Genomic DNA, 14,235 nt, shown 5'->3' with positions numbered 1-14,235 from the left:
CTTAGGCCTCCTTGGCGTTTTCAATAGCGTCGACAGCGTCGGCGACAGAGTTGAGCGACAGCAGGGTCTCGTCATCGATCTCGAGGTCGAACTCGTCCTCGATGGCCGTCACCAGCTGCAGACGCTCGAGCGAATCGGCATCGAGATCGTCAAAAGTGGTCTCGTCGCTAATGTCGGCGACATCGACACCCAGCACGTCAGCGGCGACTTCGGCGATCTTATCGAAGATTTCGGAGCGATCCATAGCGCTTCCTCTCGTATGTCATGGAACACAACACAACACGGCAATCGGAGCCGCGTTGCAATACGGCTCCGATTCTACCCCACGCGGTACAGGTTGAGCCACGTAACGCGGCCTTTAGAAAACGATACCGTCCATAGAATTGGCAACGTCCTGGACAAGCCCGGCGCGCACGGCCTGGGCCGCGGCAAGCGTACCGTTCTTGACGGCCTCGACCGACGTGGCACCGTGGCCGATCAACACGACGCCGCGCAGGCCCAGCAGAATCGCGCCGCCCTTGGCGTCGCCCGAAAGCTTGGCCTTAATCTGGCGCATCTGCTTTTTGATGAGCAGCGCGGCGATCTTGGTGCCGAGCGAAGACATAAAGGCACCCTTGAGCTCCTGCAGCAAAAACTTGGCAGCGCCCTCGGTGGCCTTGAGCGCAATATTGCCCGACATACCGTCGGCGACCACGACGTCAAAATTGCCCGACGTAAGATCGGTGCCCTCGCAGTTGCCCACAAAGCCGGGAACCGCGGCCTTCATGGCCGGGAAGCACGCCTTGGTAAAGTTGGAGCCCTTCTCGTCCTCGGTGCCGTTGGCAAGCAGGCCCACACGCGGATGCTCAATGTCCAAAACCACGCGGGCATAGGCAGCACCCATCTGGGCGAAACGCACCATGTCGTCCACCGTGACATCGGGATTGGCGCCCATATCGCACAGCACCGTCAGGCCGCCGGCGCGATTAGGCAGTGCGTTAGTCAGGCACGGACGGACCGGCTGCTTCTTGCCCTCCGCCAAATACCTAAACGGCGTGACGTAGGCCGTGGCGGCAGCGGTCATGGCACCGGTCGAGCCGGCCGAGAAAAACGCGTCCGCATTGCCCTTCTTAATGGCACGGCATGCAAGCACGATCGAGGACTTGCGCTTAGTCATCACGGCGCGGATGGGATCGTCCTCCATGCTGATGACGTCGGGGGCCTCCAAGGCCTCCACGCGGGCATGCGCCGCTGCAAAGGGGTTGACGATTTCAGCGGGACCGACGGCCAAGACCTCAATCTCGGGATCTGCCGCAAGCGCAGCCTCGATACCGTCGAGGACAACCTGGGGCCTCTCGTCTCCGCCCACAACGTCTACACAAACGCGAACGTTACTCATTTCATATGCTCCTTATACAAAAATGGCCGACTCATTGAGCCGGCCATTGTGGTTCCAGTTGGAACGGCATCGTATCCAGAGTATACAGTTACTCGGTAACGATAACCTCGCGGTCCTTGTAGAAACCGCAGTTGGGGCACACGTGGTGCGGGAGCTTAACAGCGCCGCAACGGGGGCACGTGGACTGAGCCGCAGCCGAGATCTTCATGTTGGCGGAACGACGGGTATGGGTGCGGATACGACCCTGCTTTTGTTTAGGTACGGGCATAGTGACCTTCCTTATGAACTATCCAGTGTGGCGATTACGCGCAAGTAGCGATACTACCACAGTTTTACTCGTCAAGCTTGAGATTCTTCAATGCTGCAAATGGATTTTCCGTGGCAGCGGCCCATTCGGCCTCCGCCTTGGCGGCGCACTCACATTGCTCGACGTTGAGATTGTTGCCGCAGGTGGGGCAAAGGCCGCGGCAATCGGGCTTGCACAGGACAACGAACGGCGTGTCCATGACGACCGCGTCGTTGATGGGCTCACCCAGATCGACGATGCGATCCTCGCCCAGCAACTCGTAGCCGTCTTCGTAGGCCTCGGGGTCCTCGGGCTCCTCAAAGAGGTAGAACTCCTCGATCTCGCCTGCGATATCAAACGAGGCGGGCTCCAGGCAGCGATCGCACTCGCCGGTGGCGTGAGCGCGGACCATGCCCGAAAGCAGAACACCGGTACCGGCGTTGGTAAAGACCACGTCGTAGTCAATGCCGTCCTGCAGCTGGTACTCCTTCTCGCCCACCGTGTAGGTGGCGACATCGACCTTGCCGGTCAGCGGGTATGAGTCTCCGGGAAACTCGAGCTGCTCGGAAAGATCGACGGTTACGCTCGGGAACTCGGCCATTACCACTGACCGTTCTGCTGAGCGGCGCCCTCGTTGAGCTGCTGACGGCAACGGGTGACGGTGCCGGTCAGGCTCTTAAGGTTCTCCTCGAGGTGCGTAAAGACCTGCTCGGCGTAATCCTCGGCGGCATAGCGCGTCTCGCGCTCGTACTGCTGGGCACGGTCGCGGATGTCGTCGGCCTGCTGCTGTGCCAAGCGGACAATTTCCTGCTCACCGGCAATGGTGAGCGCCTGCTGCTGAGCATCGGCAATGATGGAATCGGCCTGAGCGGCGGCGGAGGCCATAAGCTCCTCGCGCTCTTTGAGGATACGGCGGGACTTCTGCCACTCCTCGGGATAGCTCATGCGGATCTCATCGAGGATGTTAAAGAAGACGTCGGCGTCGATAACCTTCATCTGGGCGTTCTTGCCGAACGGCGTCTTAGCCTCTTCGATGAGCCCCTCGAGCTCGTCGACAAGACTCACGATCCTGTCGCCAGGAAAATTCTCGCCCGGCATCCGGTCTCCTTTCATAGGTAACATATCATCGTGTTAGTTTACCACATGCCACCAGGCAATAAAAAACGTCACGAAAAGCGATGTTTGAGCGCTGCGACCACGTTGGGCGGCACAAACGTCGATACATCGCTGCCAAGCGAAGCGATCTGGCGCACCACCGAGCTCGAGATGTACCCGTACTGCGGAGCACTCATGACAAAGATGGACTCCAGCTCGCAATCCAGGCGATAGTTGAGGTCGGCCTGCTGCAGCTCGTATTCAAAGTCGGTCATGGCGCGCAGACCCTTAACGACGGCACCTGCCCCCTGCTCACGTGCAAAGTCGACCAGCAGGCCGGTGAAGGGCAGCACCTCGACGCCGTCCAAATCGCCGAGGGCCTCGCGGGCCAGCGCCACGCGCTCGTCGAGCATAAAGGTGGTGCCCACGCCGTTTTTACCCTGCGATTCGGCCACGGCGACGATCACGCTGGGAAAGATGCGGCGGGCTCGGCGGATCACGTCAATATGGCCAAAGGTGATGGGATCGAAGGTGCCCGGGACGATCACGCGGTTGATGGTGTCATTCATGGGTGTCCTCCGAAGGCGCATCCTCGTCATTTTCGTTCTCGTCAGCATGGTCGCTCTCGTCCTCGGTCACCCAGTGCAGCAAGTCAACCGAGGTAATGCCGTAGCGCTTCTCTCGTACAGTCTCAAAACCAGCTGGATGAGCGCCCGCATCGGTTGCGGCATGCTCAAACAGGGCAAAGGCCCCGGGCGTCAGCAGTCCCTGCTGGGAAAAATTTTGCAGCAGCTCCTCGACCGGCTCGGCGCCAAAGGCATACGGTGGATCGAGCAGGACCAGATCAAAAGGACCACCTGGCACGCGGCCGCGCGAAGCGCTCGCCAGCACATCGCCGGTAACGACGCGCCAGCGCGAGCGGTCGCGGCACAGCGACTCGATATTCTTGGTGATCAGACGAGCGGCATTGCGATCGATCTCGAACGTGGTGAGCGAGCGGGCGCCACGCGAGAGCATCTCGATTCCCAGGGCGCCGGAGCCGCCAAAGGCATCCAGCACGCGGACCTCGTCCAAATCGAAGTCGAACGCCGACATGACCATGGAAGCACATGCCTCGCGCACGCGATCGGTCGTGGGACGGGTGACATCGCGCCCACGCGGCTCTTCGATCTTGCGGCCGCGCCATTCACCGCCGATGATTCTCATCCTCCGCTGACCTCCTTAAAGATATGTCGATAGCGTGTGGCGACCGCGTCGCGCAAGGGGCGCGTCGCCACGGAGTCAAGGTTGCAAGCATACCGCAAGAGCTCGACCGCGTCCAAATGGGCCCATTCGATAAGATCCTCGTCGGCATCCAGGTCCACAAAGCGCAAGGTCACGCCGCCGTGCTGACGGTAGCCCAGGATTTCGCCCTCGTGGCGCAGGCGCAGGTCCATCTGGGCGAGCGTAAAGCCGTCCGAGGTCTTTTCGAGCGACTGGAGACGGTCTTGCGCCGCCGATGCGCCGCCATTGCCCTTGGAGTGCGTCATGACCAGGCAGGTGCCCGACACGCTGCCACGGCCCACGCGACCGCGCAGTTGGTGCAGGGCCGCCAATCCAAAGCGCTCGCCGTTCTCGATGACCATGACGGTGGCGTTGGGCACGTCGACGCCCACCTCGACCACCGTGGTCGAGACGAGCACATCAATCTCGCCACGCTTAAAGGCATCGATGACCCGGTCCTTCTCCCCCGCCGGCATGCGGCCGTGAAGGCGCTCGATGGTAAGTCCCGGCAGGGCCAGACGCAGTCGTTCGAGCTCGGTTGCCGTATCGTGCAGCGGCACGGGGACGGTCACGCGGCCCTCGTCGTCGCGGGCGATACCGGGCACGTCTTCCAGCTCATCGGCCGAGTCACTCGGCTCCACGAGCGGGCAAATCACGTAGGCCTGCTGGCCCTTTTCGCGCGCCTCGCGAATGGCGCCGTAGGCAAGGTCGCGGCTCGACTCGGTGAGCACGCGCGTCGTAACGCCCGCCCCCGGAACAGGCCGATGGCGGATGATGCTCGTGTCCAGGTCGCCGTAGACCGAGAGCGCCAACGTGCGCGGAATCGGTGTCGCCGTCATAACAAGCAGATCGGCACCCGGGCCCTTGGCACGCAGGGCATTGCGCTGACCCACACCAAAGCGGTGCTGCTCGTCGATGACGACAAGCGAAAGATGCTTAAACGCCACGTCATCCGAAAGGACCGCGTGAGTGCCAAAGAGGACGTCAAGCTCGCCCGATTCCAACTGCGCATGGATCTGCTCGCGCTCGGCCGCCGGCGTGGCACCCGTCAGGAGCGCCCAGGACATACCAGCCTGCGAGAGCAAGGGACCGGTCTTATCGGCATATTGGCGCGCCAGCACGCCCGTTGGCGCCATAACGCAGGACTGGGTGCCCGAATCGGCCGCGACAGCCAGCGCGCAGGCGGCGACGGCCGTCTTGCCGGTACCGACGTCGCCCAGAAGCAGGCGGTTCATCACGCGCCCGCCATCACGCATATCGTTCAGGATGTCTTGGAACGCGCCCTCCTGCTCGTCGCTCAGCGAAAACGGTAGGGCTTCCCTGAGCGCCGCCAGGTGCTCGCCCGCGGTATGGGCGTAGGGAGCGACTTCGACCAAGCCGCCGTCGTTGCGCAGGCGCAGCGCCAGCTGAAGGCAGAGGCACTCCTCATAGGCAAGGCGGCGGCGCGCGATATCGCGCTCGGCCATGCTCGAGGGAAAGTGAATTGAGCGCAGCGCGCGGGCATTGCTCATCAGGCGGCGCTTGGCGCGTAAGCGGGCGGGAATCGGGTCGAAGGGATTGCCGACAACCTCGAGCGCACCGCTAACGATGCGGCGCATCCATGCCTGGCTCACGCCATCGCTCACGTAATGGACCGGCAGGATAGTACCCGCGGCACGTCCTTCCTCGAGCTTTTCGAAATGCGGAGAGGCCATCTGCTTAAAGCCGTAGGCAAACTCGACCTTACCCATCACGGCCAGGCGGTCGCCCTGCTTAAATTGCTGGGCAATCCAGGGCTGACGGAAAAAGGCGACTTGCAGCACCCCCGTCTCGTCCACCAGCGAGACCTCGGTCACCTGCATACGCGGACGGGGCTGCTTTTGAACGATACGATCGACCGTGGCGACAATCGTGCACACGGTACCGATGGGCGCCATCTCAATGGACCAGGAGCGCGTAAAGTCGAGATATCGGTGAGGGATATGGAGAAGGAGGTCCCCCACCGTCCGAATTCCCAGACGGCGAAGGGCCTCCTCACGTTTACCCGAAACATATTTGAGTCGCGCGATATCCTCGTCGAGCGCATTGCTCTGGGCAAAGCGCTCCGAGACGCGCGGCACGGAGCACAGCTCGGACATGGGCAGATGCCTACTCGATCGAGAAGATCACGGGATAGAGCGGCTGCTCGCCACGATGAGCGTCGATCTCCAAGTCGGGCTGAGCCTCCTCGATGGCGTCGACGATCTCCTGGAAGGCCTCATCGGACAGCTCCTCGCCGGCCAGAATCGTCAGCGCATCGCCCTCCTCTTCCTCCTGCATGCGGTTGATGCAGTCGAGCGTGACCTGCTTAACATCGGAGCCGACCACGTCGATGGAACCGGCAATGATACCCATGACGTCACCGGAGTGAATCGGAGAGCCGTCAGAGGCACTGGAATCGCGCACGGCACGGGTAACCTCGCCATCGCGAACTTCGCTGATGGCGTCGACCATAGCGGCAACGGCGTCCTCGAGCTCGGAATCGGGCAGGACCGCGAACAGTGCGGAGAACGCCTGCGGGACGGTCTTGGTGGGAACGACGGCGACCTTCTTGTCGGTGCAAGCAGAAGCGGCGGCCTCGGCAGCCATGCGGATGTTGCCGTTATTGGGCAGGATAATGACCGAGGTCGCGTTGACCTGGTCCACCGCGCCCAGCAGGTCGGCGGTCGAGGGGTTCATGGTCTGGCCACCCGAGACGATCACGTCGACGCCGAGGGACTTGAGGATATCGGCCTCGCCCGAACCAGCGGCAACGGCGACAAAGCCCAACGCCTTGGCGGGCTCGGCGGCCTTCTCCTGATCCTCATGAATCTTGGCGGTACGGTCGTGGGCCTCCATCTCCATGTTGTGAATAAAGACCTCGTAGATCTGACCGAGCTGCAGCATGTGCTCGAGCACCAGGTTGGGGGTGTTGGAGTGCACGTGGATCTTGTAGTCGGGGTAGGCACCCACGAGCAGCTCGCAGTCGCCCATGGAACCCAGGAACTTAAGGCACTCGTCCTCGTCAAAAGGAGCGTCGGCCTTAAAGAGGAACTCGTTGCAGTAGCGGAACTCCGAGCCCTCCCAGTCGTCGTTGGCCTCGATCTCAACGCGACCAAGGGCCGCGTCGCGGGCAGAGCCGGCGGAATCAAACGTGGCGGAGAAATCCTCGACTACGGTGCTGCGGCCAAGAGCGGCGGCAACAAAGTTCTCCAAGAAGATGGCAAAGCCAAAGGCGCCGGAGTCGACTACGCCGTTCTCTTTCAGAACGGGCAGCAGGTCGGGCGTGCGGGCGACGGACTGATAGGCCTCGACGACGATGGCATCGAGAGCGTCCTCGGCCGAGAACTTCTTCTTCTCGCACTCATCGGCCTTGGTCGAGACATCGCGCAGGACCGTGAGGATCGTGCCCTCGATGGGCTTACGGACAGCCTGGAAGGCGACCTTGACGGCGCGACGGAAGGCGAAAGCGATGTTGGCAGACGTGATGGGCTCGTCGGCAGAGACGAGGCCCTCGGCCACGCCGCGCAGGATCTGCGAGGTGATGACGCCGGAGTTGCCGCGGGCACCCATCAGGGATCCGTGGGTGATGGCGCCGGCGATGGCCTCCATATCGGCATCGGCGGGAAGGGCGGAAAGCTCCTTGGTCACCGAGGCAAGCGTGAGCGACATGTTGGTGCCGGTGTCGCCGTCGGGTACGGGGAAGACGTTGAGCTTGTTGATCTCCTCGGCCTTGTCGGAAACGGCAGCCGCAGCGATCGGAAAACAGGTGCGAATGGTCTTTGCAATCATGGGTATTTGAATCTCCGTTTTCGGATGCTAGTTCAGACGGCTCTTGAGCGCGTCGATGTGGATGCCGATCTTAAGACTGGCAGGATCGATCTGGGCGATCTCCTGCAGGGTGAAGGCAACGGAGCTCGAAAGATTGTGGCAGACGGACTTCATGTTGACGCCGTTCTCGAGCACGACGTGAAGATCGACCGTAAGGCCGTTCTCGTCGGCGGAGACAAGCACGCCCTTGCGAAGGCGCTGACCGGCAAGCAGACGTACGCTCTCGGCGCCCTGGAGCTGTTCGGCCATACCGACGACGCCATAGCACGTCATCGCGGCATAACCGGCAATATCGGCAATAACGTCGTTCGAGACGCTCAGGCTGCCGTTAATGGTCTCAGACACAAGAATCTCCTTATCTGGTGCTCGCGGCACCATCTCGTGGGAGCAATCATTGCAATATTCTACAACGAGCGCGCCATGTTGAGGTGGTGGGTCGCGGGATTACATCCTCGACACGAAATGTTGATATGGCAACGTTCGCGCCAGTCTATCGCGGCAAGAAAAAACCCGCCGCATAAGCGACGGGTCTTACAACCTGGCTCCCCGGGTAGGACTCGAACCTACAACAGCGCGGTTAACAGCCGCGTGCTCTACCATTGAGCTACCGAGGAATTTAAAGCCCAACAGAAAGGGCTGGAAATTCTGGCTCCCCGGGTAGGACTCGAACCTACAACAGCGCGGTTAACAGCCGCGTGCTCTACCATTGAGCTACCGAGGAATAGGTGCGTGCTCTCAAGCAACGAAGTTTATTATACGGACGAATCAGCTCAGGGCAAGAACTTTTTTGAGAATTTTTCCGACCTAGTCGCTTAAGAACGTCCCCAACGACTACATGAAAGCGCCCCCAAGCGGATGTACTTGAGGGCGCTTCTTGCTTGACTAGCTTTCGATATAGTCCTTCAGCTTGCTACTACGGCTGGGATGGCGGAGCTTGGCCAGGGTCTTGGACTCGATCTGGCGGATACGCTCGCGCGTGACGCCAAACTCGCGGCCGACTTCCTCGAGCGTGCGGGGATGTCCGTCGACAAGGCCAAAGCGCAGCTCGATAACCTTGCGCTCACGATCGGCAAGCGAGTCGAGCACCTGGGTGAGCTGCTCCTGCAGCATGGAGAAGCTGGCGGCATCGGGCGGAACGATAGCCTGGGAGTCCTCGATGAAGTCTCCCAGCTGGGAATCCTCTTCCTCGCCGATAGGGGTCTCGAGAGACACGGGCTCCTGCGAGATCTTCTGGATCTCGCGGACGCGGTCGGCACTCATGTCCATCTCGGCACCGATCTCCTCGGGGGTCGGGTCGCGACCCAGGTCCTGGAGAAGCTGACGCTGCACGCGGACGAGCTTGTTGATGGTCTCGACCATGTGTACGGGAATACGGATGGTACGGGCCTGGTCGGCAATCGCACGCGTGATGGCCTGACGGATCCACCACGTGGCGTACGTGGAGAACTTAAAGCCCTTCTGGTAGTCGAACTTCTCGACGGCGCGGATCAGACCGAGGTTGCCCTCCTGGATCAGGTCCAGGAACAGCATGCCGCGGCCGACATAGCGCTTGGCGATGGAGACGACCAGGCGCAGGTTGGCGCTGATGAGCGCCTGCTTGGCCTCGAGACCCACGTTCTCAATACGGGTCAGGCGACGCATCTCGGCGCGGGTGAGCTCGATCTCGCCCGCCTCGGCAGCCTCGAGCTTCTCGGTGGCGTCAAGGCCAGCCTCGATCTTCATGGCCAGATCGACCTCTTCGGAAGCGGTCAGCAGGTCGACCTTACCGATCTCCTTAAGGTACATACGAACCGGGTCGCCGGTCAGCATCACCGTGGAGGCATCGATGCCACGCACGCGCGAACGCGAACGGGACGTGCGCACGGTGCGCTTCTTCTTGCTCTTGGAAGAACCCATCTCGGCGTCGGCCTGACGGGCCATCTTAAGCTCGTGATCGTCGAGCGAGCCGGAATCGTGCTCGTCGTCATCGAAATCGTCGGTATCGCTATCGTTATCGTCATCGTCGACGTCCATGGGGGCGTCGTCGTTTCCGCTCGCGGAGATAATCTGGATGCCGCTGTTGCGCAGCGCGGAATACACCGCGTTGAGCTGCTCGTCAGACACATCGATATCCTTCAGGGCGACCTGAATCTCGTCCTCGGTTACCGAAGTCCTGTTTGAGCCGTTGCCCATGAGCTTTGCAACGTAGGATTCCAGCCCAGTACCCGTGCTCTCACTCTTTTTTGGCACAGATTCTCCCTTCATAGTCCACAGGACTCATTACTTTAGCACACACATTGACGTCTATACCCAAAATTCAGACTGGATATAGGCGCGAATACGCTGGTTGACCACAACATCTAGGCCTGATCGGCGCCCGCTGTCTCCAAACCGATCAAACGGAACGGGTCAGCCACGCCGCCGATCGACTTTTGGAGCTCGCGCTGGCGCTGAGAATCTTGCATCGCCTGCATCGTCAGCACACGGCGCGCCTCATCGTCGAGTGACCGGTCCTGACGAAGCTTTGCCTGCGCGGCGCGCATGCGGCGCTTGATGGTGTAGAGCTCGAGGGTATCGAGCATAAACACGATGTTCGTCTCGGTGGGGTGCTTACTCGTCGATGAAATGCGTCCGGCGCTGACAAGCGACGCCGCCTCGGGACACACCGCGCGCGCCGCATCCATACACGCCGTGGGGTCGGTGCCCGGCGGCGTCGCGAGCACGGCCCACGCGATGGACTCGTGGCGCGGATCCACCCACTCGATCGAGCAGATGCGGTCGGCATACGTGCGGAACAGGTCGGGATAGCTCGTGAGCATCGTCAGCAGCTCGCGCTCCCCCGCCAAAGACTTTCGTTCCAGGTCGGTCAGCACGATCGGCATCGTCGGTGCCACAGACGCGTCCGTTGCACCGGCAACCGGCGCCGCGCCATCCATGCCAACCGGCACATCGATCGGAGGCATGTCGTCGACGACCTCGACCGGCGCGGCCCCATAGGCCTCGAGCGGCACATAGTCGTACGGCTCTTCCTCGACCGGTGTGGACACCGGCGGCGTCGCACCCGACGCCCAGGTGCCGCGAGACACCCCCTGCGAACCAGACGCCCGACCGCCTGCGCTGCCTGCGCGCTCGGCCTGCGCCCGCTGGCGCTCGTAGTTCTGCTCGCGACGACGCTCGGCGTCCTCACGCTTGGCAACATCGCGAAACACACGGCCTGAGCTCGAACGCACCGTCTCCAGATCCAACCCCAGCAGGTCGGCAATCTGGATAAAGTACGTATCGATCATGTAACTATCGCGCAGCGGATAGATGAGCGTCAGCGCATCCTCGAGGGCCTTGGCGCGGCCGCCCGGGGTGGTAATGTCGCTCGACTCCTGCAGTGAGCGGTACACAAAGTCCATGAGGGGTTCGGCGGCGTCGATGCGCGCCTGCAGCGCCTCGCCACCATGCGCCGTGATGAACTCCATGGGGTCGTTGTCGTCGGGAAGCACCACGCAGCGCAGGTCCATCGAATCCTGCTCGATAAACTGAATCGCGCGTCGCGCGGCCTTTTGACCGGCGGCGTCGCCATCGAACATATATACAATGCGCTTGGCAAAACGGGTGAGCGTCTTTACATGATGTTCCGTCAGCGCCGTGCCCAGCGTGGCGACGACGTTTTTGATCCCCGCCTCCCAGCAGGCGATACAGTCGGTATATCCCTCCACCACGATAGCGGTATCCTGCGCGACGATAAACTCCTTAGCCCAGTTAAAGCCGTAGAGGTTTCGCTTTTTATGGAACACGCTCGTCTCGGCGGTGTTGAGGTACTTAGGCTGGCCGTCGCCCATAATGCGCCCGCCAAAGGCGATGTTATGACCCTGCTCATCAAAAATGGGAAACATCACGCGGTCGTAAAAACGGTCGGCAAGCTGCCCGCGCCCACGGCTCACGGCCACGTTAGCGTCGATCATCTCCTGCGGGGTAAAGCCAGCCTGCGACAGATGCGACACCAGCGCGTTGCGACCCGGCGCAAAGCCCAAGCAGTAGCGGCGGCAGACGTCGCCGCCCATACCGCGGCTGGCGAAATACTCGCGCGGACGGCTGTCCTTACCGCGCATAAGCATGGTGTGATAGAACTGGGCGGTCTCGGCGCACAGGTCATAGATGCGGGCGCGCTTGGTGCCGCGCTCGCGATAAGCACCGGTATCGTGCAGCTCAATACCGGCACGGTCGGCCAGGTAGCGAATCGACTCGGGAAAGCTCAGGTTCTCGCGCTTCATGATGTAGGAGAAGACGTCGCCGCCCTCGCCACAGCCAAAGCAGTGCCACACCTGCGTGGCGGGGATAATGTGAAACGACGGGGTCTTTTCGCCATGGAAGGGGCAGCAACCCCAAAACTCATGGCCGCGGGGCTTGAGCTCAACCGTTTCCTGCACGATGGCAACCAGGTCGGACGCAGCGCGCACCTGGTCTTTTTCCTCATCGCTAATCACGGATGCTCACCCCCTGCTCACCCAAATGATGACGGATATCGTCAATATTACCCTCGACGGTCGCGATAAGCTCGTCCAGCGAATCGAACACACGCGAGGGGCGCAGCCAACGCGTAAACGCCAGTGACACCGAGGCACCGTACAGGTCGCCCGCATACCCGATCAAGTTGGCCTCGAGATGCGCCGAGGCGGCATCGTCGGCATACGTCGGCGGCAGGCCCACATTGACGGCAGCGGGCCACACAGTATCGTCGACCAGCACCAGGCCCTCGTAGACGCCATCGGCAGGAACCTGGATGCCCTCGGGCACCTGGATGTTTGCCGTGGGAAAACCCATGTCGGAACCCTGATGACGACCGCCGGCAACAATACCTCGCAGCATGTACGGGCGACCGAGCAGCTCGGCGGCAAGCTCAACATGTCCCTGGCGGAGCTCCTGACGAATACGGGTGGCGCAGATCGTCTGCCCATCGACGCACAGCAGCTCGTGGCCATAGACATCAACGCCGCGCTCGGCTCCCCATGCCTGCATCTCGGCAACGCCCGAGGCACCGCCGCGGCCCAACCTAAAGTCGCTACCCACGCGAATCGAGCGGATATCGACGACGCACGACAGCAGCTTAAGAAAGCCTACGTGGTCGAGTGCCGCCACCGCAGGAGTAAAGGGAACGGCTACGACCGCATCGACCCCGGTGAGAGCCAGGGCATGCAGACGGTCGGCCGTCGTCATCAGTTTTTGAGCGGGCGAGGGGCTCACCACCACGTCCGGGTCGGGATCGAAGGTGACCACGACCGCCTTGCAGCCGTGGTTGCGCGCATCGCAAACGACCGCGTCGATCAGTTCGTGATGCCCCCGATGCACGCCGTCGAACACGCCGATGGCGATCGACGCGGCACCCAGGCACGCGCAATCATCAAACGCATCGGCGGGAACGATGCGGGCCTCATCCGACTCGCCCGCGAAAAAAATACGCGCGAGCTCGTGGGAGGCCAGCATCATCGAACACCGCCGATCGCCTGCGGAAAGACATGCTCCATAACAAAGCGGCCGCCCTCGATACGGGCAAGCGCCTTGAGCCCGCCATCGAGCACCAGCGCAAACGGCGCCTTCGACGCATCGAAGCTCGCAAGCGCGCGCTCAATAGGAATACGACGTCCGCACAGCAGATCGTCGGCAAGATCACCCGGCAAGTCGACGCGCGTGGCGCCCAGTGCCGCAACGGGATCCAGGGCAAAGCCGGCAGCGGACTCGGCAGAAAGTTCCTCGACCGCATGGCAGGCACCGATGGAAACAACACCGGAGGCCGTACGGCGCAAAGCAGAAATATGCGCCGCGTTGTCGCAGGCACGACCCAGGTCGCGAGCGAGCGCACGGATATAGGTGCCCTTACTCACCGAAAACGCCACGGTCCAAACGCAAACGTCGCCCTCGCCGCTCACGGCAATCAGGTCAGCGGAGTACACCTCGACCGGACGCGGGGGCAACTCAACGGCGTTACCTTCGCGCGCAGCCTTATAGGCGCGCACGCCGTTGACCGAAATGGCCGAAAACGCCGGCGGTACCTGCATCTGCGGGCCCAGCATGGCGCACAGGCGCTCGCGGGCATAGGCCGGATCGCGCAAGTCGGCAGTAATGGGCACCGTGCGAACGGACTCGCCCTCCGCATCATCGGTATTGGTCTCGACGCCAAACGAAATGTCGGCGACGTAGCTTTTGGTATCGAGCGTGAGCATGCCCAGCAGACGCGTTGCCTGGCCCACGCCCACCACCATGACACCCGATGCCATGGGGTCGAGCGTTCCGGCATGACCGACGCGCCGCTCATGGAGGGCGCGTCGGCATTGCGAAACCACGTCGTGGGACGTGCAGCCCACCGGCTTATCGACGGCGAGCAGCAGATTAAGTTGAGAAGGTGTACGACGAGCCATGT

At 61.9% G+C, this 14,235-nt stretch carries 14 protein-coding genes and 2 tRNA genes; all 16 read right to left on the bottom strand.

Features of this window, described 5'->3' with window-relative positions; translation table 11 throughout:
- Window position 1: 1 nt before the first annotated feature.
- On the bottom strand, window positions 2-244 hold the full coding sequence (locus DW823_RS04080) for an acyl carrier protein (RefSeq protein WP_035138134.1): 243 nt from the start codon (window positions 242-244) through the stop codon (window positions 2-4).
- Window positions 245-358: 114 nt separating this feature from the next.
- Window positions 359-1,378 (bottom strand): phosphate acyltransferase PlsX, encoded by a 1,020-nt coding sequence (gene plsX / locus DW823_RS04075; RefSeq protein WP_118080543.1) that lies wholly within the window; start codon window positions 1,376-1,378, stop codon window positions 359-361.
- 88 nt (window positions 1,379-1,466) lie between these two features.
- Window positions 1,467-1,646 carry a 50S ribosomal protein L32 gene (gene rpmF / locus DW823_RS04070; RefSeq protein WP_118080541.1) on the bottom strand — a complete coding sequence of 60 codons (180 nt, stop codon included), beginning with the start codon at window positions 1,644-1,646 and terminating at the stop codon, window positions 1,467-1,469.
- A 64-nt stretch (window positions 1,647-1,710) separates the two neighbouring features.
- Entirely contained in the window at window positions 1,711-2,265 is a 555-nt protein-coding gene (locus DW823_RS04065) for a DUF177 domain-containing protein (RefSeq protein WP_118080538.1), read from the bottom strand.
- Window positions 2,265-2,762: a hypothetical protein gene (locus tag DW823_RS04060; protein WP_022094019.1), complete on the bottom strand. Its 498-nt coding sequence runs from the start codon at window positions 2,760-2,762 to the stop codon at window positions 2,265-2,267. Before DW823_RS04060 ends, DW823_RS04065 begins: the two co-directional genes overlap by 1 nt.
- 68 nt (window positions 2,763-2,830) lie before the next feature.
- Window positions 2,831-3,328: a pantetheine-phosphate adenylyltransferase gene (coaD, locus tag DW823_RS04055; RefSeq protein ID WP_118080536.1), complete on the bottom strand. Its 498-nt coding sequence runs from the start codon at window positions 3,326-3,328 to the stop codon at window positions 2,831-2,833.
- Complete coding sequence (rsmD, locus tag DW823_RS04050; protein ID WP_229057877.1) at window positions 3,321-3,965, bottom strand: 16S rRNA (guanine(966)-N(2))-methyltransferase RsmD; 645 nt, start codon at window positions 3,963-3,965, stop codon at window positions 3,321-3,323. The genes coaD and rsmD overlap by 8 nt, the downstream gene beginning before the upstream one ends.
- A complete protein-coding gene (gene recG / locus DW823_RS04045; RefSeq protein WP_118080534.1) occupies window positions 3,962-6,139 on the bottom strand; it encodes an ATP-dependent DNA helicase RecG in 2,178 nt (725 codons plus the stop codon). The genes rsmD and recG overlap by 4 nt, the downstream gene beginning before the upstream one ends.
- 10 nt (window positions 6,140-6,149) lie before the next feature.
- Window positions 6,150-7,811, bottom strand: a complete 1,662-nt coding sequence (locus DW823_RS04040) for a DAK2 domain-containing protein (RefSeq protein WP_006234030.1) — start codon at window positions 7,809-7,811, stop codon at window positions 6,150-6,152.
- A 27-nt stretch (window positions 7,812-7,838) separates the two neighbouring features.
- A complete protein-coding gene (locus tag DW823_RS04035) occupies window positions 7,839-8,228 on the bottom strand; it encodes an Asp23/Gls24 family envelope stress response protein (protein WP_187361832.1) in 390 nt (129 codons plus the stop codon).
- 161 nt (window positions 8,229-8,389) lie between these two features.
- Window positions 8,390-8,464: transfer RNA gene (locus DW823_RS04030), tRNA-Asn, on the bottom strand.
- A gap of 32 nt (window positions 8,465-8,496) precedes the next feature.
- A tRNA-Asn gene (locus tag DW823_RS04025) sits at window positions 8,497-8,571 on the bottom strand.
- Window positions 8,572-8,732: 161 nt separating this feature from the next.
- Window positions 8,733-10,079, bottom strand: a complete 1,347-nt coding sequence (gene rpoD / locus DW823_RS04020; RefSeq protein WP_118080532.1) for an RNA polymerase sigma factor RpoD — start codon at window positions 10,077-10,079, stop codon at window positions 8,733-8,735.
- A gap of 110 nt (window positions 10,080-10,189) precedes the next feature.
- Entirely contained in the window at window positions 10,190-12,304 is a 2,115-nt protein-coding gene (gene dnaG / locus DW823_RS04015) for a DNA primase (RefSeq protein ID WP_118080530.1), read from the bottom strand.
- Window positions 12,297-13,304, bottom strand: a complete 1,008-nt coding sequence (gene ribF, locus DW823_RS04010) for a riboflavin biosynthesis protein RibF (RefSeq protein ID WP_233542981.1) — start codon at window positions 13,302-13,304, stop codon at window positions 12,297-12,299. Before ribF ends, dnaG begins: the two co-directional genes overlap by 8 nt.
- Window positions 13,301-14,233, bottom strand: a complete 933-nt coding sequence (gene truB / locus DW823_RS04005; protein ID WP_118080528.1) for a tRNA pseudouridine(55) synthase TruB — start codon at window positions 14,231-14,233, stop codon at window positions 13,301-13,303. Before truB ends, ribF begins: the two co-directional genes overlap by 4 nt.
- Window positions 14,234-14,235: the final 2 nt, after the last annotated feature.

It is taken from the genome of Collinsella sp. AM34-10 (assembly GCF_003469185.1).
Taxonomy (GTDB): Bacteria; Actinomycetota; Coriobacteriia; order Coriobacteriales; family Coriobacteriaceae; genus Collinsella.
Note: the sequence above shows the minus strand (reverse complement) of the source record. Positions and strands in the feature narration are given on the sequence as shown.